The organism is Sphingobacterium sp. HMA12, assembly GCF_002933815.1.
GTDB lineage: Bacteria > Bacteroidota > Bacteroidia > Sphingobacteriales > Sphingobacteriaceae > Sphingobacterium.
In genome coordinates this window covers 1-22,297 of the sequence record NZ_BEYR01000001.1, presented here as the reverse complement: position 1 = coordinate 22,297, position 22,297 = coordinate 1, and the positions used below count along the sequence as shown (strand labels likewise).

Here is a 22,297-nt window from a genome sequence, read left to right as displayed (position 1 = left end):
ATTTTACACTAAAGGTAATGCAATATTTTTTATTCCCCCAGTATTTTATTTCATAAAGCCTTAATTTAGCAACATGAATAAGATTTTTATATTATTGGGAACCAACTTGGGAGACCGTCTGCGACAGCTATCACAAGCAAAGCAAGCGCTTGAAAAACAGGTTGGAGAAATTTTGATAGCATCTTCCATTTATGAAACCGCCGCCTGGGGCGTTGAAGAGCAACCCGCGTTCCTAAATCAGGTCATCTTGATAAATACCGTTTTATCCCCAATCGAATGTTTGAATTGCACACAGCAGATTGAATTGGATTTGGGAAGGGTACGTTTGAAGAAATGGGGCCAAAGAGCGATTGATATTGATTTACTTTATTTCAACGATGAAACTATCAACTACCCAAACCTAATTATACCACATCCGTTTATTTCAGAACGACGTTTCACCTTGGAACCCTTAGCAGAAATAGCGCCGGACTACATTCATCCTGTTTACAAAAAAAATAACGTATCTTTATTGCGTAACTGCAAGGACAAATTACCCGTAAAGAAAATTAACAACGATGAACCATATCGACATTGACCTAATCAACCAAAACATGTTTGACAATTCAGATTTGATCAAACAATTTGTATCAATGTATCTTATCCAAACCCCCGTAGATTTAGATAACTTACGAAATGCGTTAGTTGAAGGTGACCATCAAAAAATTGCCGATGCCGCTCATCACATCAAACCTACGATGGACTATATCGGAGCATTCCATTTAAAAGCCAAATTCGAAGAATTGGAAATGAATGCCAAAAATCAGGAATCCTTAGAGGGACTCAGAGCGACTTTTCACGTTCTAGATATCGAAATGAAAGAACTGTTATTTGAACTTGAACAATACGAAAAAACGATCTAAGCCAGATCGTTTTTTTTATTGAAGTGCAATGCCGAAAGTATAAAATACAAAAGTAGAATAACTGGCAAAGCCATAAATTGCCCAATTACAAATAAGATCAAAGTTAAAAACAGAAAGATAAAGCGAAATTTGTTCGTTTTCCAATCCATCGAACTGAATTTCATTGAAAACAGCCGGATCTCACTAATCAACAGATAACTGGTCAGTAGCGCACTACAAATCAAAAATATTGGATTTATAATGAGTTCGGGATACTTAACAGCAATATAGGGTAGTGAAAGCACATAAAAGGTATTCATTGGTGTATTAAGTCCAATAAAATCAGAAGTTTGTCGTTCGTCCAAATTAAACTTAGCCAAACGCAAAGCCGAAAATACGGTTACAATAAATCCCAGATACGGTAGTAAGGAACCATCAGGAAGTGCTTGCTGCAGCAATGTAAACATGATCGTACCCGGTAAAAATCCAAAACTGACCATATCAGCCAACGAATCCAATTCTTTGCCGATAAGTGATTTTACATGAAGTAGCCTAGCTACCATGCCATCGAAAAAATCAAATATTCCAGAGGCAAAAACACAGATCGTTACTTCTTTAAGATTCCCCTCCAAGGCCATCAGCACAGCAATACAACCACTAAAAAGATTCAGGCAGGTCAGCAGGTTTGGAATATGTTTTTTCATTTATGTGATTTATTTCTTATAAAAAAGCCATCATTCGGTTAGAAATGATGGCTAAAATATTAAAATTTGATGGGATTACCCATTCATACTGATCAAAAATTCCTCATTTGATTTAGTACCACGCATTTGTCCTTGTAAGAATTCCATTGCTTCTGTAGAATTCATATCCGACAAGTGATTACGAAGCACCCAAATACGTTGCAATGTTTCCTTGTCTGTCAATAGGTCATCACGACGCGTGCTAGACGCTGTAATGTCAATTGCAGGGAAGATACGTTTGTTTGCCAATTTACGATCCAATTGCAGCTCCATGTTACCAGTTCCTTTAAATTCTTCAAAGATCACCTCATCCATTTTAGAACCTGTATCTGTCAAAGCAGTCGCAAGGATTGTCAATGAACCACCGTTTTCGATATTTCTAGCCGCACCAAAGAAACGTTTTGGTTTATGTAGCGCATTTGCATCCACACCACCGGACAGGATTTTACCCGAAGCTGGGGCAACAGTATTGTAAGCACGTGCCAGACGAGTGATGGAATCCAACAGGATAACCACATCGTGACCGCACTCAACCATACGCTTCGCTTTTTCCAATACAATATTAGCAATCTTTACGTGACGATCAGCAGGTTCATCAAAAGTAGATGAAACAACCTCTGCACGTACGCTTCTAGCCATATCCGTAACCTCCTCAGGACGCTCATCAATCAATAAGATGATCAGGTATACTTCAGGATGATTCTTTGCAATTGCGTTCGCAACTTCCTTCAGCAAATTTGTTTTACCTGTTTTCGGCTGTGCAACGATCAATCCGCGTTGACCTTTACCGATAGGTGTAAACAAATCCATGATACGTGTAGAGTAATTACCCATACCCATATCTAAATTCAAGCGCTCATCCGGAAATAATGGGGTCAAATAGTCAAAAGGTACACGGTCGCGTACTTCTGCAGGATTCTGTCCGTTAATAGCTTCTACTCTAACCAATGGAAAATACTTCTCACCTTCTTTTGGTGGACGAATACAACCACGAACGGTATCCCCTGTTTTCAAACCAAATAATTTGATCTGGGACTGTGAGACATAAATATCATCCGGAGATGTCAAGTAGTTATAGTCCGAAGAACGCAAGAAACCATAGCCATCAGGCATAATTTCCAAAACACCCTCATTAACGATAACATTGTCGAAATCTGTACTAGAAGAAGTATTTTCAGCTTTAGGAGTTTGAAGAGTTTTTTCAGGTTGGGAACCTTTATCTGTTGTCGGAGTCGTATCTACTGCGGGACTGCTTTCTTCACTTTCGACAGCCTCACGTTTTCTTACAGTCACAGGCTCTGCAGTTTTCACCGTTCTTACACGTTTACGTGTACGTTCACCCTGTTCCTGATTGTCTTCCTCCACTTTAGCAACATTTTCTGTAGAAGCCGGAGCTGCTTCTTCTTCCCCACCGGTATTGCTAATTCTTTCTATTAATTCTTGCTTACGCAATTTATCAGCATCCGCGATACCGATCAACTTAGCAATCTCGCGCAATTCCGATACGAGTTTAGCGTTTAATTCGTTAATATCCATTAATGTGTTGTGTATGATTTTTGGATTTTCTTTTGAGCTTTATTCTGATTACACACTTAAGCTTGTTTCCTTGTTTAAGTGAATGAAGAACTTAATGATTTCTTTTAAACCCGAAGTGGATTAAATCTTGAGAACCTAGACAAAGAAAAAAACAAATTTTGTTATTTCAAAATATTTCAAAAAAAATATTTACTATTGTAGCTAGTAAAACGATTTAACAACATTTTTAGATTGAATTTTATATTTTTTTTCATAAGTTCGTACCTTTCAAAATTTAAGTTTTTAGATCCCTTATATGGAACAGCAACAAACTAAAACCAATTACCCCGCACTCTACACATTGATTATTGTGTTTTTCTTTTGGGGGTTTATTGCAGCGGGGAATAGCGTATTTATCCCATTCTGCAAGAATTATTTTCACCTGGATCAATTTCAATCGCAACTTATAGACTTTGCCTTTTATACGGCATACTACATCGGTGCATTGCTCCTTTTCATCTTTAGTTCGATAGGCGGCAAAGATCTCGTTGGAAAATGGGGTTACAAAAAAAGTATCGTGTATGGTCTATTGTTTTCAGCACTTGGTGCGGCAGCGATGATTGTAGCAGTCGAGGTGAATCTATATATTGGCATGTTGCTGGGTCTATTTGTGGTTGCACTGGGATTTTCCCTGCAGCAAACTGCAGCCAATCCCTTCGCTGTCTTATTAGGGGATCCAAAGACAGGAGCTTCCCGTGTCAACCTTGGCGGTGGTATCAACTCCTTTGGAACAACCATAGGCCCCTTAGTGATTGGATTCTCACTTTTCGGGACATTTGAACCCATTTCCGATTCTGAGATTGCCAATCTGCCTTTAAATAAAGTGGTCTATCTCTATGTTGGTGTAGGTTTGTTGTTCCTTCTCGCTGCGGCATTGTTCAACTTTAGCAAAAAAGTCCCAGCCGGAATCAGCAATGAACCCATGGAAAAAGCCAACAAGGCTTTACGTACTTTAATCATCATGACGGTGTTGCTATTCGGCATGTTCACACCTGTATTTTTAAGTTATAAGAGTGACCTTGCGTTACACATCGAGCAACTACACCAACAAGTCTCTAGCCTGACCGACCAGGTTCAGATAGATCAATTAAAAGCACACATTAAGGAAGTTGCTAAACCACTGGAAACACAACGTATGCTATGGTTAGCAGGTGCTTTAATCGTTGTCATCGGCGGCTTACTCTTTTCAAACAGAAGCGCTAAAAAGAATCCGGAAGGTTGGGGAGCAATGAAGTACCCCCAATTAGCATTGGGAATGCTTGCATTATTTATCTATGTTGGTATTGAAGTAGCGATTGGTAGCAATTTAGGTGAGTTGTTGACTTTAAAAGAATTTGGTCACCTGCAATCTTCCCAGATCACACCCTATGTATCCATGTACTGGGGTAGTATGATGATTGGTCGATGGGCAGGTGCAATTACAGCATTCAACCTAAGTAAATCGACTAAAAACGGCTTACTGATTATCGTCCCTTTGGTTGCATTTTCCATCATTATTGGTGTCAATACACTTGCGGGCTTCGAAATGTCACACCTTTATTACTACGTAATCTGTATTATTCTTCAAATCGTGGCTTTCTACCTAAGTAAAGAAAAACCTGCACGTACATTGATTATTTTTGGCTTATTTGGAATCATTGCCATGTTAATCGGGCTTTTCTCTTCTGGCACAATTGCTATCTATGCATTCTTATCAGGAGGTCTTGCTTGTTCAATTATGTGGTCATCTATCTTCAGTTTATCAATAGTGGGTCTTGGAAAATATACAGCTCAGGGTTCAGCATTCTTGGTTATGATGATTCTTGGTGGTGGTGTCCTTCCTCCTATCCAAGGAAAATTGGCCGACCTTATTGGAATACATAACTCCTATATCCTACCATTAATCGGATTCTGTTATATTGTTTTCTTTGCTGTATTTGTCAAGGGAATTTTAACCAAACAAGGAATCAATATTGATGAAATCGAGGCTGAAGGAGGTCATTAATAGCATCAACTAATTGTAAATAGTACACTATTTAAACAATTTTATTACACTAATCAAAAACTGGCTTAACGACATTGTTAAGCCAGTTTTTTTATATAATGAGCGAATTCATAAAATTTATTTTTTTAAAAATACATGGATAAATTATGATATTTAAAATTAAAAAATGTATTTTCGGGGAATTGATTAATGAATTGATTACTCATTTTATAACGATAAACACAATTAAAACTACTCAATAATGATAATCATTGCTGACGGGGGATCAACAAAAACAAACTGGTGTTTGTTAGATGATTCAAATAAAAAAATCTACTTCAATACAGAGGGGTATAACCCTTATTTTGTTGACAGTGAATACATTGTAAACTCCCTAAAAAAAGGATTACCGCAGGATTTACCTTTTGAAAAAATCGCGGAAGTAAATTATTATGGCGCTGGTGTCCATAATAAAGAAAAAGCTCAGATTGTAGTTGATGCTTTAAAACAAGTATTTACTACAGCGAAAGTGGAAGTAGGACATGATCTACTTGCTGCTGCGAGAGCATTATTAGGATCTCAAGCCGGATTTGCTGCAATTTTGGGTACAGGAACAAATTCTTGTCTTTATGATGGTAAAGAAATTACGCTAAATATTGACTCCGGAGCTTACATTTTAGGTGATGAGGGATCGGGTAGTTACATTGGTAAAAAATTACTTGCAGACTATGTTCGTAATTTAATGCCTAAAGATGTCAAAGAAGTTTTTTGGAATACCTATAAAATGACAAAGGACGAAATTATGGATGCGGTTTATACCAAACCAATGCCTAACCGTTTCTGTGCAAGTTTTAGCAAATTCGTCTATGACAACAATGTGAACATCGAATATACACGTAATATTGTCGATGAAGCATTTGAAGCATTCTTTAGAAATTTAGTCAGCAAATATCCTAATTACCAGAGCTATACATTCAATTGCATTGGTTCAGTAGGTTATAATTTCAGAAATGTACTGGCTGAAAAGGCAGAACAATATGGTATGAAAGTAGGTAAAATCCTGCGTTCTCCAATTGATGATCTTGTCCAGTTCCACATTGATAGAGCAGCTGCAGTTGCCAAATAAGAAGGTAAATAATCTTTAACATATTTTAGGGTGTCTGATCTGGATCAGACACCTTTTTTATTGACTAAAATAAGCTAATATTAAATTCTAATAAACTTACCTATACTGCTTTACAGGATATTTTAATGATTTAATAACAGGAATTTCATCAATACAAAATAAATTTACTTTTTTTTTGTAAAAAGAATATTTATAGTTTATTCCGATGAAAAGAAGCCTTGATATACTTGTACTCTCAGACATACACTTAGGTACATACGGAAGTAGAGCCAAAGAACTTTTACTTTACCTAGAATCTGTCGCACCCAAGATATTGATCCTAAATGGTGATATTGTCGATATTTGGCAATTTAAGAAAAGCTACTTTCCCCAAGATCATTTAAAGGTCATCAAGAAGATCATCGACATGAGTTCAACAGGTACTGAAGTTCATTACATAACTGGCAATCATGACGAAATGCTTCGTAAATTTACGGATCTTAAACTTGGTAATATCAAACTGAGCAATAAACTGCTTCTTTCACTCAATAGTCAAAAAGTATGGATCTTTCACGGCGATGTTTTCGATGCATCCATTCACCATTCGAAATGGCTGGCAAAACTTGGCGGTTGGGGTTATGACAAACTGATACAGCTCAACAATGTCATTAACTATTGCCTGGATAAAATGGGAAAAGAGAAATATTCACTCTCAAAAAAAATCAAAAACTCTGTTAAAAAGGCCGTCAAATACGTCTCGGACTTTGAGCATACAGCAACAGAACTGGCGATTGAAAAAAATTATGATTTCGTGATCTGCGGTCATATTCATCAACCCCAGATAAAGGAAGTTATCACCCGAAAAGGCACCTGCACCTATATGAATTCGGGTGATTGGATCGAAAATCTAAGTAGCTTAGAATACAAAAATGGCGAATGGAAGCTATTCTATTTTGAAGAGAATAAGGAACAGATCCTTAAAAACAAAATCATTGACACCCCTCTTTTCAGCTTAGAAGATCTCAAGAAAATCGTCATCTCATCCTAGGAGAACTATGGGACAACAGCATAGTTAGGTAAAATTTATTTAAGCAAAAAAAGCCGAACTAATTCGGCTTTTTGTCGTTTACAATGTTATTGTTTCTCCTATTTTCGGAAGAGACAGTGAAATATCTTCGTTTTGAAATTTGTCCAAGGCCTTTTGTTTATCAATCTGAATTGGCGGGAATGAATCATAATGAATCCCTACCACACGTGAACAGTTAATAAACTCCGCTGCTTTGATCGCATCATCTACATCCATGGTGTAGTATCCACCGATTGGTAAAAATGCCCAATCTAATTTCAGGTCTGCCAACAGCTTCATTTCCATGGTCAACGCCGTATCGCCGGCGAAATAGATCTTTTTCCCCTGTACATTAAAGACAAATCCTACCGGAAATCCACCATATTGGCCATCGGGCGTACTATTTGTATGTGCAGCATAAACCATCTTGACAGTGCCAAAAGGGAGCTGTACCGTACCGCCCAAATTGAACTCAACCACCTTATCGTCAGGCACACCTTGTCTTTTTACCCAAGCCGCTGTCTCCACAATGGCCAATACTGTAGCATCGCTATTCTTTTGGATGGTAGCCATATCTGCGACATGATCCTGATGTCCGTGGCTTAAAAAGATGTAATCGGGTTTAATCGCGTTTACATCAATTGCTTTTGCCAGTGGATTATACGTTACGAAAGGGTCCAATAAGACCTTCGTTCCATCAAAATCAAACTCAACACAAGATTGACCGTAATAAGTTGCTTTCATGATCATATTGCTATTGATTAAATAAGCCGCCTAAGCCGCCTAACATATCTTTACTTGCCGCCTGCATTTCAGCCTGACTGATATTCTCTGCTTGGACTATTGCCTTGTTCAAAGCAACAACCAATAATTCCTCCAATTCTTCTTTATCCGCATTAGACAAAAAAACAGGATCTATCGTAATCTCTTTAATCTCTTTATTGGCTGTTGCCACTACTCGGATCAAACCACCCTCAGCTTCACCGGATACCGAAATTGTATCTAGTCTTTTCTTGATTTCTTCTGCTTTTTGCTGTGCCTGAAATAATTTGTCAAACATATCTATCACATTTATTTGATGCCAATTTACAAAAATCCTCCAATACCTACTATTGCTAATTTACTTTCGCTAATGCTCGCCTTTTTGTATTTTTGCAGCATGCAAAGCAATCAGGAAAAATTAGTTGCCCATTTTTTGGAACAGCTGAATCTAAATAATAGCACTTTCTCACCAGAAACATACGCTAAGTTAGCAGCAAAGCAATCGGCAATCGTTAGCATCGAAGACGTCATCGCCTATATCAATACACTTGGCGAAGAATTAAACAGCGAAGAAAACATCAATGCGCTTATAGAAAAAATAGAAGATGAAACCAGTATCTTGATTCACAAGCTCAAATTTATAACGGCCAGTGACAGACCCAAAGTATTGGTTTTAGATCGAATTGAGCCACTGGAGATCAATGAATCTGCCTATCTACACGAGTCTATCAAAATAGCAGGCGGAATTCCAACAACAACTGCCCATGAGGCAGATAAAATTATTCTAATTGACAGCGACGAAACTGTATTTACCCGTATTCCGCTAGTATTAAATGATCCTTCAATTGCACAATCAAAGGCCATTGAACTCGATCAGCTTTTCATTATGACAAAACCCGGTTTTGCCCAAATCCCAGGATACGAATACCTTACTGAGCTGGAATCTTTAGCGGAGATCTTTCAGCCAAAATATTTCGTTTATGGCCACGAGGGCAAAGACTGGTTGCAATTTCAATTGAAATAATAGCAAACAATATTTCCTATTCAATTCATAAAAAAAAGCATCATTAAATGGATTAAAGATGCTTTTTTTATGATATGAGGGAATTATGCACTAGCTATACCTTCTTCGCAATACCTCATATAATTTTTCAACAGTATGGGGTTTATCTGCCCACCTGTTTTTGATTGCGTAATTAGTTTGCAAAAATGCATCAGCTTCCGCATAGCTGCTAAATCTGTTTAATAACTCTACCGCTTCGCTATAAGCTAAACTATAGCCATTAAATAGGTCTTTAATAAATAAAAGCTTATCGTTCAAACTTATTCCGGTTTTTATATCAGTCAGTTTATCGGAACTTCCGGATTGATTGACTTGATATACCCGGTTCTGTACTCCGGCTTGCTTTTGCTGTGAGATAATCTCATTTAAGGTGAGCGGTCTAGAAGGAGCCTCCTCCACTACCGTATTGACTTCTTCCTGGATAAGGTTCTCTTGAATTTCCTCGATGATAACCTGTTTTGGTTCTTCTACAACCTCTGTAACCACCACTGCTTCCTCATCAACAAGGCCTATCTTGGGTTCATTTATGGTATACTGATTTTCTTCAACAGGTTCTACAGTAGCTTCAAGTGTGGTCAGCTCCGCATCATCAACTTGTGTAGGATTAGCTTCACTAGGGATCTTGGTCGAAGACGAAACTGTCGGAAAATCTACTGTTTCTTCTATTTCCTGCTGTACTTCAACAGCCTCTCCATTTGACGTTTTAGATACGTTACCATCCGCAATATGCTGTACGGTATTTTCGGTTTCAACAATGGGCTGGGTAGATGTCCGTATCGAAGAGGGTGGCGTAAAATAATCATTAAATGCTATTTTTTTGCTCTCCAACACCGATTCTTTTAAGGTATTTTGAACTTGCCCGCCTTGTAATACAACATCTGTCTTAAGCAAAGTCACATAAGCCGCCACAGATTGCGCTTTCGCTTCCAAACTCACCAAATAACTTAAATCAGTAGCACTGTCTTTTTCTGATAAAGCCAAATACTGTGCATTCAAATCCTGTAATAAATCTCCTATCTTATTAAAAATTTCTTCTTTAGTACCCATAATTCTATTTGAAATCGCCTGTTAATCGTTTATAATACCTTTACATTCCTTACCTTAAAAAGTGGAAAACTCAATCCTTTGATTTATAAATATTTGAATTTGTATTCACTTTTTTGCTACTCAAATTTAATATTTAATTCTGATATTAGCATTGTCAAAAACAGAATATAATAGGAGGTCTATGGACAAATAACACCTTATTTGCTGACTATCCGAAAAAAATAATTTAATCAAATGCTTTTTTCCGAACATAATCTGACATTGAGACCAGCTCGATATGGAAGTATTGAGGTTATCTGTGGATCAATGTTCTCAGGCAAAACCGAAGAATTGATACGCAGGCTAAAACGGGCACAATATGCACGGCTTAACGTTGAAATTTTCAAGCCTGCAGTCGATAAACGATATGATGAAAAATTGGTCGTTTCCCACGATAGCAATAGTATCCCATCTACTCCGGTTGAAAATTCTTCAGCAATTCTACTATTGAGTTCGGCTACTCAAGTTGTTGGCATAGATGAAGCACAATTTTTTGATGACGGATTGACAGAAGTATGTGTCAAATTGGCAAATAGTGGGATTCGGGTGATTATTGCCGGCTTGGATATGGATTATAAAGGTCAACCCTTCGGCCCAATACCAAGTTTAATGGCAGTAGCTGAACATGTCACCAAAGTTCACGCTGTATGCATGCAATGCGGCGCTCCAGCGAATTATTCTTATCGGCTGACAGATGACACGCAAACCGTGCTACTCGGTGAAAAGGAAGCCTATGAGCCCCGCTGTAGACAATGTTATTATCATTTGGACCAACAGGGCCACTCACATAGTCAACGCTAGGATACAATCTTCAATAACCATTTCATTCTTTTACCGAATATCCTATCATTGCAATCGAAAACAGCTGGCTGTCGGTTGCTTTTATCTGGTCAATTTATAACATTTCTGTTAGAAATAACTGCCAGATAGACCGGGAATCAATTTGGCATAAGATTTGAAATATACTTACAAATAAGAAGATAAACGCTTTCAAAAGCGACAAAATACTTTTCATAATTTAGGTTTATAATTGGTTAGTTTGCACCTCCTTGCCCATCAAGGAGGTGTTTTTTATGACGTAAAAAAACGCTGCCCTTTTCAAAGAACAGCGTTTCTTTTGTATTACATTAACCTCGATCTCATTAGGGCTGTACGCGATAGTTGATCACTTTTCGACCGATATTACCCGTCTGGTCCATCCCTTCTACAATTACTTTATAACTGCCGTTTCCATCCGCATTGTAGAATTGAACGGCGGCCTCCCCTGTCTCGGTTACCGTTACCTTTGGATTCCAATAAATCGTAGTCCGCAGATCATTTGCCGATTTTCGCTCTGGCGTATCATATTTTGGTGTGTAGAACTTACGTTCTTTAACATAGCCTAGCGGGAACATGTCTATAACATTCGATTTTGGCAGGAGTTTCTCAATTTCACTCAAGGCCATCCGAGGTTTCTTGGCCTCCACTTTCTTTGTATAAATAGAGACAACACCATTGTTTTGATACATTCTTGATACCGTCCCCAATTCGTCACGCAAAAAGATTTCTATCCCCTCGATATCCGCCACATTGATACTGTTCAATCCGGGTTCGTCAATAGCCATACCATTTAGAAAAAACTGAACAGGTGTACGTCCACCAGCATTATAATCACGCGAAACATAATATTTCAATGTTTGAGGGTCATAGGTAATCCCCGTTAAAACAGTCTGCAGGCACATGGTCAACACATTACACCCCGTCAAACGTTCTGGCTCAATACGATGTTCAGGCATAGACAAGCCCGAAATCGACGGAAAATCCTTATTGGTGATGACTTTTTTCTGGACTCCTGTTACCTCTACTTCATCCAACAAAATGGATTTTCGATACTCTTTGCGGCTATTATCCAAATAAGGCGCAAATGCTTGGTCTATATTGGGAACAAAGTAGCTTTTATAGCCATTATTCTTATCTATTTCGGGATAGTAACTCTGATCCATATTGATTACCAAGCTCCGGTAATTATCATTTGACCGCGCATTTACAGTCACTTTAGATGAGTCAGGAAAAACAAGGTCTTTGAATGTAAAGCGGCCATTTTGATCGGTGTATACATCCTTTTTGATATTTCGCGAAGGTACAGACAACAACAGGCCTCCATTCGGATATGGACGACCGGTATTCATTCGCAGAATTCCCGATAACTCGATCCCTTGTTCAGGAAGAAAACTGACCTGAGGTAATTTTTCAGCGATTAATGCGGGATATTCAAAACGTCGGTATCCCTGTGTCATTAATAAGGCATCCAACGCCTTTTCACGATTTGGATTTTTTTCATCAAAATAAGCATTTGGGTTTTCGACATTCCCTTTCAGATCCGAAGTCAATAGAAAATTGCTCACAATGGAGAGATCAGCTTGGTCATTATAAGGGACCTTAGACTCATCAATTACTGAAACGGAATAATTGCCGGGATATTTCTGTCCATTATTATCAACGGAAAGCTTTAAATTAACCAGATCTTTCGCTTTATAACTTTGTTTATCACTGGCGACTTGAATGTTGAGCAATTTCTCACTCTGCACAAATGCCAGGCGCTCACTTACAGGTTTGCCGTCAGGGGTCATTAAAGTAACCTGGACAATACCGTTAGGTAATCTTTCTTTTGGAATATTGACCAGCGCTGAAGAAGATTTTAGATTAACCTGAGCACCAAAACAGAGATGACCATTCGACTGAACCAATACATAGTAAGATTGAGCTGGGTTTTTCGAGAAATTCTCCTCGCTAGTCACAACAGCAAATTCGGCATTTGTTTCATCCTGCTTGACAAATACAACATTTGCCTTATCATTAGCAACAGCTGGAAGCTTATATTTACGTTCCTGTCCATTGTCAAATTTGATAACGGCTTGGTAGTTTTCTCCAACTAAAGGCAATAAGGAGAAGTAACCCATTCCCGATCCAAAATCTTCAAATTCTGCAACAGATTTTCCTTTTGAATCGAGGATTGAACCTTTTACTTTTAGACTCTTGCCATCAGATCCCACAGCTTTAAAAGCCACCTTTTTGGCAAGTCCGGCAATTAGGTCTCCGCCCTCAGGAAAAAATTGCACATCCGCATCCCACAGTGCATTTTTTAGCAGAAAAGAACTGGATAACGGTTTTTCATTTTTATTTTCCTGGATACTCACCTTTAGTTGGCCTTTCTCCAGATTAGCCTTCTCTTTTGCCGATAGGTTGATCGTCACTTTCCCCATCGCATCCGTCTCACCTTTACCTTTATCGACAGTTTCCCATCCAGCGACAAACTCCCAGTTGATCTTTGAATTAATCATCGGCTTGCCGGTCCGATCCCTGAACTGTATGACAGCTTGGCTTTTATTTCCACTGAGATTATTCTGAAACTCAATATTTGTGGTCAATTTCTTATTGATCACATCACCTATTGGAACGATTTTATTGAAGAAGTAAGAAGCGTCAAAATTTGACATCCATTTGGTATATGCTCTGAAGCGGTAGTTATCCTGCACCATGAACTGTGGATCGAGCACCATCTGCCCATTTCCAATACCTTTATCCAACGGAATCCTAAAGGTCTGAATAAGGGAGTCGCGGCTATTCAATACTTCCACATAGGCGATTTTGCTCGGCTCATATTCTGGAAGGTTCCGGGATAAATAAGTAGAAAACCATAGGGTATCCCCCACGGCATAATAAGGTTTATCAAAGTGCAGATGTACTTTTTCTGTTGGGTAACCTTGAAAATATTTTTGAACCCGTTCTACGATCGTATTAATAGGCAATGTAGGTGCAGTCTGTGCATATGCTGTCCCGACTCCTAAAATCCCTATCGATAAAGTCAATAGTTTTATGTGCTTCATTGAAAGTATTAGAATTAAAAAAAGAATAGCTAAATATATTCAATTTTAACCAAAGGCCAGTCTTGTTATGGCATTTTTAACATTTATTATGCCATTATACTATATCCAGCAAACTGCTAAAGTAAAGGCGCCAATAAACGGCAGATGGAATCGACCCCCCGTTTCCAGCGGCTCCTTTGCATCCATTTCCGAATTGTAATTAAATCCGAAGCTTCAATATCTGCAAGAAATTGATTGTTCAGGCGTTCACATAATGCTTTGTCAGAGACAATCCCGGATATCTCAAAATTGATATAAAAACTTCTGATATCCAGATTAGTGGTACCGATATAGGCTAGTTTACTGTCAATACAGATCGTTTTGGCATGTAGAAATCCTTTAGTATAAAGGTATACATTTACTCCCCTTTCAAGCAGCGGCTTGATAAAGGAAAAGGAAGCATGCTGTACAAAAAAGGAATCTGATTTTGCCGGCAACATCAGATCAACGCGAACCCCGGAAGAGACCGCCAGCATCAAAGCTGTCGTCAGTTGATCACTTGGAATAAAATAGGGCGTACACAATTGTACATATTCCTTTGCTTCATTGATTCCGGCAATAATTGCCTCCATATTGAATGGAGCTGGAGAACCGGGATCGCTCGCCGTAAAACCAACACCACTCGCGTCTTCATCAGCGATCGGAAATCTATTCAAATAGCCTCTACCCAGTTCAAATGATTCTGCATCCGTCTGATTCCAGCTATTCCAAAACTGAATTTGCAAGGTATTTACAGCCGCTCCAATGATCATCATTGCTGTATCGCGCCAATAGATATCATTTTTTCCATTATTGATATAACGATCTGAAATGTTGATTCCTCCAACAAAACCGACCTTTCCATCGATGACCGCAATCTTTCGGTGATTTCGGTAATTGCTATTGGCCAAAGAAGAAAAAGTGACGGGAAGAAAGGGCTCAAAAAGAAAACTTGGCTTATGTCTACGTAAATATTTAATCACATCAGGAGCACCAAAACTGTCCAAGATCAAACGTACTGTTACCCCGGCTTTTGCCTTCTCTTCTAAAATTTGTAATATTTCACGTCCGACTTCATCCATTTCCCAGATATAGTACTCCATATGAATGGAATGTTTCGCGTCTTTCAATTGCTGAATCAATACCGGAAATTTTTCCTCGCCGTTAATGAACAAAGTGACATCGTTATTCAGGGAGAATGTGGATATTTTCTGGTTTTTGAGGTACCGATACACCATAGCCAAACTCCCTATACGCTCGTTCAGTGTATCAATATGTTCTTCCATAATTTCGGATTCTTTACGCCAGGCATCGAGTAATTTTTTTGATTGCTCGCGGTACATCCGCTTCATTCGTTTAACTTTCTTGAATTTTTGGCCAAAGAAATAATAACTGAGCAGACCGATTACAGGCAGAAAAACAATCACCATAATCCAAGCGATCGTTTTGGCAGGGTTACGGTTTTCAATCAAGATGGTGCCGATTACACCAATATATAAGATGAGTAAGGGAATCCAGTAATATTGTAAAGCAATTTGTAAAATATGATGAAGTACCTCCATATGATGCGCTAAGTTTAATATCAAATATAATACTTAGCCTCGACAAATTGTTTGCCCTTAAGCACAGTTTATTGCACCGTCAATATGAATAAGAGGACTTAAATAAGGGATATTTAAGTTCGCCCCTCTAAGTATAAACCAGATTCCCAGTAGAAAATATAAAAAAGGCACCCATTTTGAAAAGCGAATTTTGAAAGATCTGGAGAAATTTCCCAAAAAGGAAAACAAAAACAACAGTGGAATTGTCCCCAATCCAAACCACAACATAAATAGGAAACTCTGTTGCGGACCATCGGCATTCATTGCAGACATTAAAGCCATATATACCATACCACAAGGTAATAATCCGTTCAATATACCCGCAATAAAACTTCCTCCCGGTCTATACAGCCATTTCGACAGAAGCCTGACAAAGGGCTGCACGGAACGAGTCTGCAAGCGCGCAATGGTACGGTTATTTTTCCCTACAAGCTGAAACACAGCAATCAGTACCAATATGATCCCTGTGATCCAGCTTAATGCACGTTGCCAGCCCTGAATTTGTGCAAATGTACCAATGGTTCCTAAAAGAAATCCCAGACTACCATAGGTCAAAACCCGGCCTAATTGATACAGTATCTTATTTAGAAAAATAGACCAACTCAACCCTTGCCTTCCCTCAATAGCAAAAATTAGGGGACCGCACATGACAGCACAATGTATGCTTCCAAATAAGCCCATAAAGAATGCAAAATAGGTATAGCTCATGCCCTTGGTTTAAAATAAAATATGTTCCTCAAATAAAAAATCTTTACCTTCGCTTTTCCAGTCAACATACAAATTCCACATTCCTTTGTCGAATGTCGAAATAGGCAATGCGAGTATATTACCCGTTGTCTGAAATGGCAACTCCCTATCCCGCTTACTGTCCGAAGGTTTACGAAACAATAGTTTCCCTTTGTTCACTTTCGAGACAAAATGTATGTAAAGTGTATCTTTCCTAAGCTCCACTTTCGGCGTCTCTTTCATGCTCAGTAAATTTTGTTTTTTTTCATAAGCCTGATCATAATTCAAGCCCTGTTCATAATAATCGTCTTCTTCTAAGCTATCCTTATCATGAGTGACCATGTAAAATCCTGCGGCAACGATGCACAGCATAAATACCGCCAAGCTCAAAAAAATTTTTGTACCCCAATTCATTGTTTTATTTGTTAATTCATTCCAGGAGGAGCAATAAAAGTAGTTTTTAGGCTTTCTACTTTTTTATCTCCTGAATAGATAGATAATTTGATATTACTTTTATATGTTTCGACGTCCTTATTATCGATAATCAGAAAGAAGCTTAAAGTTGCATGTCCACCTTTACTGAGCTTTTGGATAGGATTAACCAGTTGGATTTTGAGTCTCGGATCCTCGCATACTAATTTAAAAGGCATCTCCTTGCCCGATTTGTTAATTAATTCCAGGGCATAAAGATTACTGATTGTCTTATCATCGCGAAGTTGATAGGTACTTCCTTTTGCCCGTAACAATCGGCCATCAACCTGAGAGCGATTGAACAGCAAAAATCCAAATACCGACATCAGCAGTACCAAGACAATGGAATAAGCTACCGCCCGCACGTTGCTTTTTTTCTTTAGCGTACCTTCAATCTCCCCCATGGGGTAAAAACCGATCAGCTTTTTGGGCTTTCCGATTTTTTCCATGACAGCATCACAGGCATCAATACAAGCAGTGCAGCTCACACATTCCAATTGTAGGCCTTTACGGATATCAATCCCTGTTGGACAAACGTGCACACAGAGTTTGCAGTCCACGCAGTCTCCATGTGAAGTACCTTTTTGCTGCTTTCCTCTGGGTTCACCACGTCTATGATCGTAGGCCACTGTGATGCTTTGGTCATCCAGAAGGACGCCTTGCAATCTTCCATAGGGACAAATTGCAATACAGACAATTTCTCTGATGTAGGCAAATACCGCATAAAATACCAGGGTGAATATGATGATGGAGATTAAGCCGGCAATATGCTGATCCAATGGATCTGTGATTATTTTAATCAAAGCATCCGAACCGATGATATAAGCCAAAAAGATGTTCGATATAAAAAACGAAATAATCAGAAAAATACCATGCTTCAATAGCTTCTTCATCTGTTTCTGATCGGTATTGGGGCCTTCATTGCACTTTTTTTGTTGCTGCCAATCCCCTTCGATCCAATATTCTATCCTCCTGAAGATCAGTTCGAGAAAAATTGTCTGCGGACAGGTCCATCCACACCAGACGCGTCCAAAGACCACTGTAAATAACACCACGCAGACCATGACGATCAACATTCCAAAAACAAATATATAGAGGTCCTGTGGGTAAAAAAGGTTTCCTAAAATCGAAAATTTCCGTTCAATAATATTGAACATTAAAAACGGTTCACCATTTACCTTAATGAAAGGAGCTACAAATAAGAACAGTAGCAGTGTATAACCAACCCACTGTCTTTTTTTATAAAGTGCTCCCTGCGGTTTTTTGGCATAAATCCACTGTCTCTTTTTTGACTTAGATCCACCATTATTGGTATTATTAACTACTACTGTACTCATTTCAATCTGGATTTACTATTCAGCTTTTTTTTCTGTCCCGGCTCCATCCTTTGCTTTTGCTGTATCCTCAGCGTTTCCGTAGGCTACCTCTTCTCCTTGTGGTTCTTTTGGATTGGCAGGATGTGTATCCCTCAACGTAACAATGTAGCTTGCCACCTGTGCAATTTGCGCCGGACTTAAGGTTTGCTCCCAGGGCACCATCCCTTTATCCGGAACACCGTACTTTATAGTTTTGAAAAGATCTTTAATCTCACCGCCATGCAACCAAAATTTATCCGTCAAGTTGGGACCAATACCACCCTCCCCGTTTCCACCATGACAGGCGACACAGTTTGCAGCGAATATTGCTTTTCCTTCAACAGCCATGTCGGGTTCAAATTCAACCGTATTTTCATCGACATTACTGGCTGAAGCAGCTAAATAAGCCTGTCTTTCCTTTTCCGCAACAACCATTTCATGTGCGTACTCCTGATCTTGGTTCATACCGATCCCGGAAACCTGATAGATGAATAAGTAGACAAGCCCAAAGAAGATTGTTCCATAAAACAAAAAATTAAACCAGATTGGAATGGGGTTATCCAGTTCCCGGATACCATCGTATTCGTGATCGATGACTATGTCCTTTTCTTCAGAGATAGGTCTTATTCCCATGATCTTGTTCCAAGATCGTTTTAACCATCCCTTATTGGCTAATTTCTTGAGCTCTTCCTCTTTGACCAATTCAGGCATTGTAATCTTAATGATGGATTTCATGGCGCGGTTGACCATCAGTGCCGATGCCAAAAGGGCCAACATCACGACTATCAATACGATAATTAAGATATCTGTGTATAAATTATCTGTACCAAACCCCCAGGAAGACTGAATAGCTTCTACTGTGGCAGGTGCAGTATCTAATAATAAACTCATATACTATATACTTTCAGGTGAATGATTCATTTCCTTTTCAGTTTCCTCCTCCAAAGGCAGTTCCTTCATATAGTTTATATAGTCCTTTTTCATGCGAAACAACATGATTGCGACCGAAATAAAGAAAATCAGGAATATCCAAAGTGATACAATAAGGTAAAGCTCACTTCCGTTCAAATTTGTGATTTGTTTAAACATCGTGCTATTGATTTACGTTAACATCCTCAGCCACTTTCGGAGCTGCTTTTATATCCGTCCCCAATCGTTGTAAATAAGCGATTACTGCGATAATTTCGCGATCGGCCAATACATTGACCTGGTTCTGTTTCAGATCGTCTGCAATTTTTTGTGCCTGTTTGTGCAGATCTTGTTCCGCATTCGCTATTGCCGCATCGGTATATGGGATTCCTAGTTTACGCAGGGCCTCCATTTTATCTTTCAAAATAGAGTTGTCCAATTGCTGGTCTATTAGCCAAGGATAAGAAGGCATAATGCTTCCCGGAGAAGTTATGGTCGGGTCCAAAAGGTGATCAAAATGCCATTTATTTGGATATTTAGAACCAATACGGTGCAAATCAGGTCCTGTACGTTTCGATCCCCATAAGAATGGTGTATCGTATACATATTCGCCAGCTTTACTATACTCACCGTAGCGGGCAGTCTCCGATCTAAACGGACGGATTGCCTGCGTATGACAATTGACACAGCCCTCTCTGACATAAAGATCACGTCCTTGCAGTTCCAGTGCTGTATAAGGCTTCACACTTGCGATTGTCGGTACGTTTTTGGAAATGGTAAATGTAGGAACCATCTCAACCATACCACCGATCAGAATCGCGATAAGTGCCAGTACCATGAACAATATAGGTTTACGTTCAAGACGACGATGCTGAGACTGTTCATTGACCTGAACCGGTAATAAAGCTGGCGCTTCAGCGGGCTCATTGGCCAGCAGCTTTCCTTGCTTCATGGTCTTAATCAGGTTAAACGTCATCAGGAAGACACCAGATAAATAAAGTGCTCCCCCTACAGCCCGCATCATATGCATTGGTAGAATTTCCAGTGTTGTTGCCAAGAAGTTTGGATATTTCAAAACGCCTTCCGGTGTAAACTCTTTCCACATCAGCCCCTGTACAACTGCTGCCCAATACATCGGAATAGCATAAAATAGAATTCCAAGTGTACCGATCCAAAAGTGAGTTGACGCTAATTTTTTAGAGTAAAGTTCCGTTTTATAAATACGTGGGATTAACCAATAGAGGATACCGAACGTCATAAAACCATTCCAGCCCAATGCACCGACGTGTACGTGCGCAACAATCCAATCGGTAAAGTGTGCAATTGCATTTACCTGCTTTAAAGACAGCATCGGCCCTTCAAATGTTGCCATACCATAACAGGTCAGTGCGACGACCATAAATTTCAACATAGGTTCTGTGCGTACCTTATCCCAGGCACCACGCAGAGTCAGCAGACCGTTTATCATACCACCCCAACTTGGTGCAATCAGCATAATCGAAAATACTACGCCTAGGGACTGAACCCAGCTTGGTAATGCGGTATATAACAAATGGTGAGGTCCAGCCCAGATGTAAATAAAGATCAAAGACCAAAAGTGCAGAATACTTAATTTATAGGAATAAACCGGACGATTAGCCATTTTCGGCAAAAAGTAGTACATCATTCCCAAGTAAGGAGTAGTTAGGAAGAACGCTACCGCATTATGGCCATACCACCATTGCACGAGTGCATCTTGCACACCTTTATACACATAGTAGCTTTTCCATCCTGCTACCGGCAATTGAATGGAGTTGACGATATGTAACACCGCTACCGTAACAAATGTGGCAATATAAAACCAAACTGCGACGTACATATGACGTTCACGCCTTTTGATAATTGTACCAAACATATTGATACCAAAAACCACCCAGATAAGGGTAATTGCGATATCAATTGGCCACTCCATTTCGGCATACTCGTGACTTGATGTGAGTCCTAGTGGAAGAGTGATAGCCGAGGCGACAATAATTAACTGCCAACCCCAAAAATGGAGCTTACTTAAAGCATCACTAAACATTCTCGCTTTAAGTACCCTTTGCAAGGAGTAATAGACTCCCATAAAAATACCATTACCTACGAAAGCGAATATCACGGCGTTGGTATGTACTGGGCGTACACGGCCAAACGTTGTGTATTGCAATCCGAAGTTCATTTGAGGCCAAACAAGCTGCGTCGCCACAAGCAATCCTATGGTCATACCAACTATTCCCCAAATAATGGTAGCGATTCCGAAATTTCTGACAATTTTATTGTCGTAATTAAATTGCTCTAACTGCATTACTTAAATTGTTGATTCTGAATCAAAAGTAAGCAGCATTTTATGACAATCTAATGATGTACAATGCGTACAAAAGTGATGTACGTCACTTTATATAAATAGTAATAATCCGCTTTTCATTGGCTGTTTTGATTGATTTCAAGATATTTAAATCAAAAGAGCAAGAAACAAAATAAATTATTGTACAATAGTTCGGGAATAAAAGTGATACCTGTCACTTTCATAAGTAGGATTGCTAGATTACTGTCACTTTGGAAAGTACAGTAGCGACTTGGGTTACTCTTCTTTTTTGCCTAATTTTCTGGAGTATTCTGTTCTTTCCTCCTACCCCTCCTGCGGAAGCATGAACTACACACCCTCTCGTCTGGATTATAGTGTACCTTTTTAGTGCTCCCTTCCCTGCTTGTTCTTATGGTTCTGTCTAAGCAGAATTAAACATGTACTAGATTAGTCAACGATGATATGACCAATCTGTGGCAGCGCTAGCATTCGAAACGACGTATCGGTTTCCATGAAAACTTGGGCCCGTTGGGTAATCTTCAATCGGACAAGTTTTCCTAACAGCCAGATGTGTTCCAGACCTGTTATAGATCTGATCATAACTCAGTCCCTTGGAACAATGTTAAGCTATCGGGTTTCTAGGCCTGCTGTTCCGGGCCGGTATCCCCGGACTTCCCCCGGAGCCGATAGCCCTGTTGAACCAGAAGACCTGTAAAAAGGATATAAACGAAAGAAGCCCTTCACTGTTTCCAGCAAGGGCTTCCGTGTAAAAAAAGGCACCGAC

Annotated in this window: 21 protein-coding genes; 7 read left to right on the top strand and 14 right to left on the bottom strand. The window is 39.2% G+C overall.

Annotation, left to right across the window (positions count from 1 at the left end):
• Positions 1 to 73 precede the first annotated feature (73 nt).
• Complete coding sequence (gene folK / locus HMAT_RS00100; protein ID WP_104380810.1) at positions 74 to 577, top strand: 2-amino-4-hydroxy-6-hydroxymethyldihydropteridine diphosphokinase; 504 nt, start codon at positions 74 to 76, stop codon at positions 575 to 577.
• The gene (locus HMAT_RS00095) at positions 558 to 902 is read left to right on the top strand and encodes an Hpt domain-containing protein (RefSeq protein WP_104380809.1); all 345 of its coding nucleotides are present in this window, start codon (positions 558 to 560) and stop codon (positions 900 to 902) included. The genes folK and HMAT_RS00095 overlap by 20 nt, the downstream gene beginning before the upstream one ends.
• Here HMAT_RS00095 and pssA read toward each other — a convergent pair.
• Both pssA and rho read right to left on the bottom strand, forming a co-directional pair.
• On the bottom strand, positions 899 to 1,585 hold the full coding sequence (gene pssA / locus HMAT_RS00090) for a CDP-diacylglycerol--serine O-phosphatidyltransferase (protein WP_104380808.1): 687 nt from the start codon (positions 1,583 to 1,585) through the stop codon (positions 899 to 901). The two genes, HMAT_RS00095 and pssA, sit on opposite strands and share 4 nt — an antisense overlap.
• Before the next feature lie 75 nt (positions 1,586 to 1,660).
• Entirely contained in the window at positions 1,661 to 3,160 is a 1,500-nt protein-coding gene (rho, locus tag HMAT_RS00085; RefSeq protein ID WP_104380807.1) for a transcription termination factor Rho, read from the bottom strand.
• Positions 3,161 to 3,455: 295 nt separating this feature from the next.
• Here rho and HMAT_RS00080 point away from each other — a divergent pair, with 295 nt between their 5' ends.
• The 3 genes from HMAT_RS00080 (at position 3,456) to HMAT_RS00070 (ending at position 7,315) form a co-directional block, all read left to right on the top strand.
• Positions 3,456 to 5,183, top strand: coding sequence for an MFS transporter (locus tag HMAT_RS00080; RefSeq protein WP_104380806.1), 1,728 nt, complete (start codon positions 3,456 to 3,458; stop codon positions 5,181 to 5,183).
• A gap of 241 nt (positions 5,184 to 5,424) precedes the next feature.
• Positions 5,425 to 6,288 carry an N-acetylglucosamine kinase gene (locus HMAT_RS00075; protein WP_104380805.1) on the top strand — a complete coding sequence of 288 codons (864 nt, stop codon included), beginning with the start codon at positions 5,425 to 5,427 and terminating at the stop codon, positions 6,286 to 6,288.
• 205 nt (positions 6,289 to 6,493) lie between these two features.
• Positions 6,494 to 7,315, top strand: a complete 822-nt coding sequence (locus HMAT_RS00070) for a UDP-2,3-diacylglucosamine diphosphatase (RefSeq protein ID WP_104380804.1) — start codon at positions 6,494 to 6,496, stop codon at positions 7,313 to 7,315.
• A gap of 78 nt (positions 7,316 to 7,393) precedes the next feature.
• Here HMAT_RS00070 and HMAT_RS00065 read toward each other — a convergent pair whose 3' ends face one another.
• Together HMAT_RS00065 and HMAT_RS00060 are read right to left on the bottom strand one after the other, a co-directional pair.
• Positions 7,394 to 8,077 (bottom strand): metal-dependent hydrolase, encoded by a 684-nt coding sequence (locus HMAT_RS00065; protein WP_104383223.1) that lies wholly within the window; start codon positions 8,075 to 8,077, stop codon positions 7,394 to 7,396.
• 10 nt (positions 8,078 to 8,087) lie between these two features.
• Positions 8,088 to 8,393: a YbaB/EbfC family nucleoid-associated protein gene (locus HMAT_RS00060; protein ID WP_104380803.1), complete on the bottom strand. Its 306-nt coding sequence runs from the start codon at positions 8,391 to 8,393 to the stop codon at positions 8,088 to 8,090.
• 99 nt (positions 8,394 to 8,492) lie between these two features.
• On the opposite strand from HMAT_RS00060, the gene HMAT_RS00055 reads away from it, so the two are divergent.
• On the top strand, positions 8,493 to 9,119 hold the full coding sequence (locus HMAT_RS00055) for a hypothetical protein (RefSeq protein WP_104380802.1): 627 nt from the start codon (positions 8,493 to 8,495) through the stop codon (positions 9,117 to 9,119).
• 90 nt (positions 9,120 to 9,209) lie between these two features.
• Here the strand turns inward: HMAT_RS00055 and HMAT_RS00050 are convergent, their stop codons facing one another.
• The gene (locus tag HMAT_RS00050; RefSeq protein ID WP_104380801.1) at positions 9,210 to 10,205 is read right to left on the bottom strand and encodes a hypothetical protein; all 996 of its coding nucleotides are present in this window, start codon (positions 10,203 to 10,205) and stop codon (positions 9,210 to 9,212) included.
• Positions 10,206 to 10,439: 234 nt separating this feature from the next.
• Between HMAT_RS00050 and HMAT_RS00045 the strand changes: the two genes are divergently transcribed.
• A complete protein-coding gene (locus HMAT_RS00045) occupies positions 10,440 to 11,045 on the top strand; it encodes a thymidine kinase (RefSeq protein WP_104380800.1) in 606 nt (201 codons plus the stop codon).
• Positions 11,046 to 11,386: 341 nt separating this feature from the next.
• On the opposite strand, the gene HMAT_RS00040 is transcribed toward HMAT_RS00045, so the two are convergent.
• From HMAT_RS00040 to HMAT_RS26865, 9 genes are all read right to left on the bottom strand, one after another.
• Positions 11,387 to 14,110, bottom strand: a complete 2,724-nt coding sequence (locus HMAT_RS00040; RefSeq protein ID WP_104380799.1) for a carboxypeptidase regulatory-like domain-containing protein — start codon at positions 14,108 to 14,110, stop codon at positions 11,387 to 11,389.
• 116 nt (positions 14,111 to 14,226) lie between these two features.
• Positions 14,227 to 15,690 carry a cardiolipin synthase gene (gene cls / locus HMAT_RS00035; protein WP_104380798.1) on the bottom strand — a complete coding sequence of 488 codons (1,464 nt, stop codon included), beginning with the start codon at positions 15,688 to 15,690 and terminating at the stop codon, positions 14,227 to 14,229.
• A gap of 57 nt (positions 15,691 to 15,747) precedes the next feature.
• Positions 15,748 to 16,437 carry a sulfite exporter TauE/SafE family protein gene (locus HMAT_RS00030; protein ID WP_104380797.1) on the bottom strand — a complete coding sequence of 230 codons (690 nt, stop codon included), beginning with the start codon at positions 16,435 to 16,437 and terminating at the stop codon, positions 15,748 to 15,750.
• Positions 16,438 to 16,446: 9 nt separating this feature from the next.
• A complete protein-coding gene (locus tag HMAT_RS00025; protein ID WP_104380796.1) occupies positions 16,447 to 16,869 on the bottom strand; it encodes a FixH family protein in 423 nt (140 codons plus the stop codon).
• 11 nt (positions 16,870 to 16,880) lie between these two features.
• Positions 16,881 to 18,263 carry a cytochrome c oxidase accessory protein CcoG gene (ccoG, locus tag HMAT_RS00020; protein WP_104380795.1) on the bottom strand — a complete coding sequence of 461 codons (1,383 nt, stop codon included), beginning with the start codon at positions 18,261 to 18,263 and terminating at the stop codon, positions 16,881 to 16,883.
• Between the two features lie 15 nt (positions 18,264 to 18,278).
• Positions 18,279 to 19,172 (bottom strand): cbb3-type cytochrome c oxidase N-terminal domain-containing protein, encoded by an 894-nt coding sequence (locus HMAT_RS00015; protein ID WP_104380794.1) that lies wholly within the window; start codon positions 19,170 to 19,172, stop codon positions 18,279 to 18,281.
• Between the two features lie 3 nt (positions 19,173 to 19,175).
• On the bottom strand, positions 19,176 to 19,370 hold the full coding sequence (locus tag HMAT_RS00010; RefSeq protein WP_104380793.1) for a hypothetical protein: 195 nt from the start codon (positions 19,368 to 19,370) through the stop codon (positions 19,176 to 19,178).
• 4 nt (positions 19,371 to 19,374) lie between these two features.
• Entirely contained in the window at positions 19,375 to 21,513 is a 2,139-nt protein-coding gene (gene ccoN / locus HMAT_RS00005) for a cytochrome-c oxidase, cbb3-type subunit I (RefSeq protein ID WP_104380792.1), read from the bottom strand.
• Positions 21,514 to 21,960: 447 nt separating this feature from the next.
• Positions 21,961 to 22,113 carry a hypothetical protein gene (locus HMAT_RS26865; protein ID WP_158655542.1) on the bottom strand — a complete coding sequence of 51 codons (153 nt, stop codon included), beginning with the start codon at positions 22,111 to 22,113 and terminating at the stop codon, positions 21,961 to 21,963.
• Positions 22,114 to 22,297 lie beyond the last annotated feature (184 nt).

Bases quoted from the DNA above. Each gene is read 5' to 3' on its own strand.
- folK (WP_104380810.1), top strand. From the start codon at position 74: ATGAATAAGATTTTTATATTATTGGGAACCAACTTGGGAGACCGTCTG.
- HMAT_RS00095 (WP_104380809.1), top strand. From the start codon at position 558: ATGAACCATATCGACATTGACCTAATCAACCAAAACATGTTTGACAAT.
- pssA (WP_104380808.1), bottom strand. From the start codon at position 1,585: ATGAAAAAACATATTCCAAACCTGCTGACCTGCCTGAATCTTTTTAGT.
- rho (WP_104380807.1), bottom strand. From the start codon at position 3,160: ATGGATATTAACGAATTAAACGCTAAACTCGTATCGGAATTGCGCGAG.
- HMAT_RS00080 (WP_104380806.1), top strand. From the start codon at position 3,456: ATGGAACAGCAACAAACTAAAACCAATTACCCCGCACTCTACACATTG.
- HMAT_RS00075 (WP_104380805.1), top strand. From the start codon at position 5,425: ATGATAATCATTGCTGACGGGGGATCAACAAAAACAAACTGGTGTTTG.
- HMAT_RS00070 (WP_104380804.1), top strand. From the start codon at position 6,494: ATGAAAAGAAGCCTTGATATACTTGTACTCTCAGACATACACTTAGGT.
- HMAT_RS00065 (WP_104383223.1), bottom strand. From the start codon at position 8,077: ATGAAAGCAACTTATTACGGTCAATCTTGTGTTGAGTTTGATTTTGAT.
- HMAT_RS00060 (WP_104380803.1), bottom strand. From the start codon at position 8,393: ATGTTTGACAAATTATTTCAGGCACAGCAAAAAGCAGAAGAAATCAAG.
- HMAT_RS00055 (WP_104380802.1), top strand. From the start codon at position 8,493: ATGCAAAGCAATCAGGAAAAATTAGTTGCCCATTTTTTGGAACAGCTG.
- HMAT_RS00050 (WP_104380801.1), bottom strand. From the start codon at position 10,205: ATGGGTACTAAAGAAGAAATTTTTAATAAGATAGGAGATTTATTACAG.
- HMAT_RS00045 (WP_104380800.1), top strand. From the start codon at position 10,440: ATGCTTTTTTCCGAACATAATCTGACATTGAGACCAGCTCGATATGGA.
- HMAT_RS00040 (WP_104380799.1), bottom strand. From the start codon at position 14,110: ATGAAGCACATAAAACTATTGACTTTATCGATAGGGATTTTAGGAGTC.
- cls (WP_104380798.1), bottom strand. From the start codon at position 15,690: ATGGAGGTACTTCATCATATTTTACAAATTGCTTTACAATATTACTGG.
- HMAT_RS00030 (WP_104380797.1), bottom strand. From the start codon at position 16,437: ATGAGCTATACCTATTTTGCATTCTTTATGGGCTTATTTGGAAGCATA.
- HMAT_RS00025 (WP_104380796.1), bottom strand. From the start codon at position 16,869: ATGAATTGGGGTACAAAAATTTTTTTGAGCTTGGCGGTATTTATGCTG.
- ccoG (WP_104380795.1), bottom strand. From the start codon at position 18,263: ATGAGTACAGTAGTAGTTAATAATACCAATAATGGTGGATCTAAGTCA.
- HMAT_RS00015 (WP_104380794.1), bottom strand. From the start codon at position 19,172: ATGAGTTTATTATTAGATACTGCACCTGCCACAGTAGAAGCTATTCAG.
- HMAT_RS00010 (WP_104380793.1), bottom strand. From the start codon at position 19,370: ATGTTTAAACAAATCACAAATTTGAACGGAAGTGAGCTTTACCTTATT.
- ccoN (WP_104380792.1), bottom strand. From the start codon at position 21,513: ATGCAGTTAGAGCAATTTAATTACGACAATAAAATTGTCAGAAATTTC.
- HMAT_RS26865 (WP_158655542.1), bottom strand. From the start codon at position 22,113: ATGATCAGATCTATAACAGGTCTGGAACACATCTGGCTGTTAGGAAAA.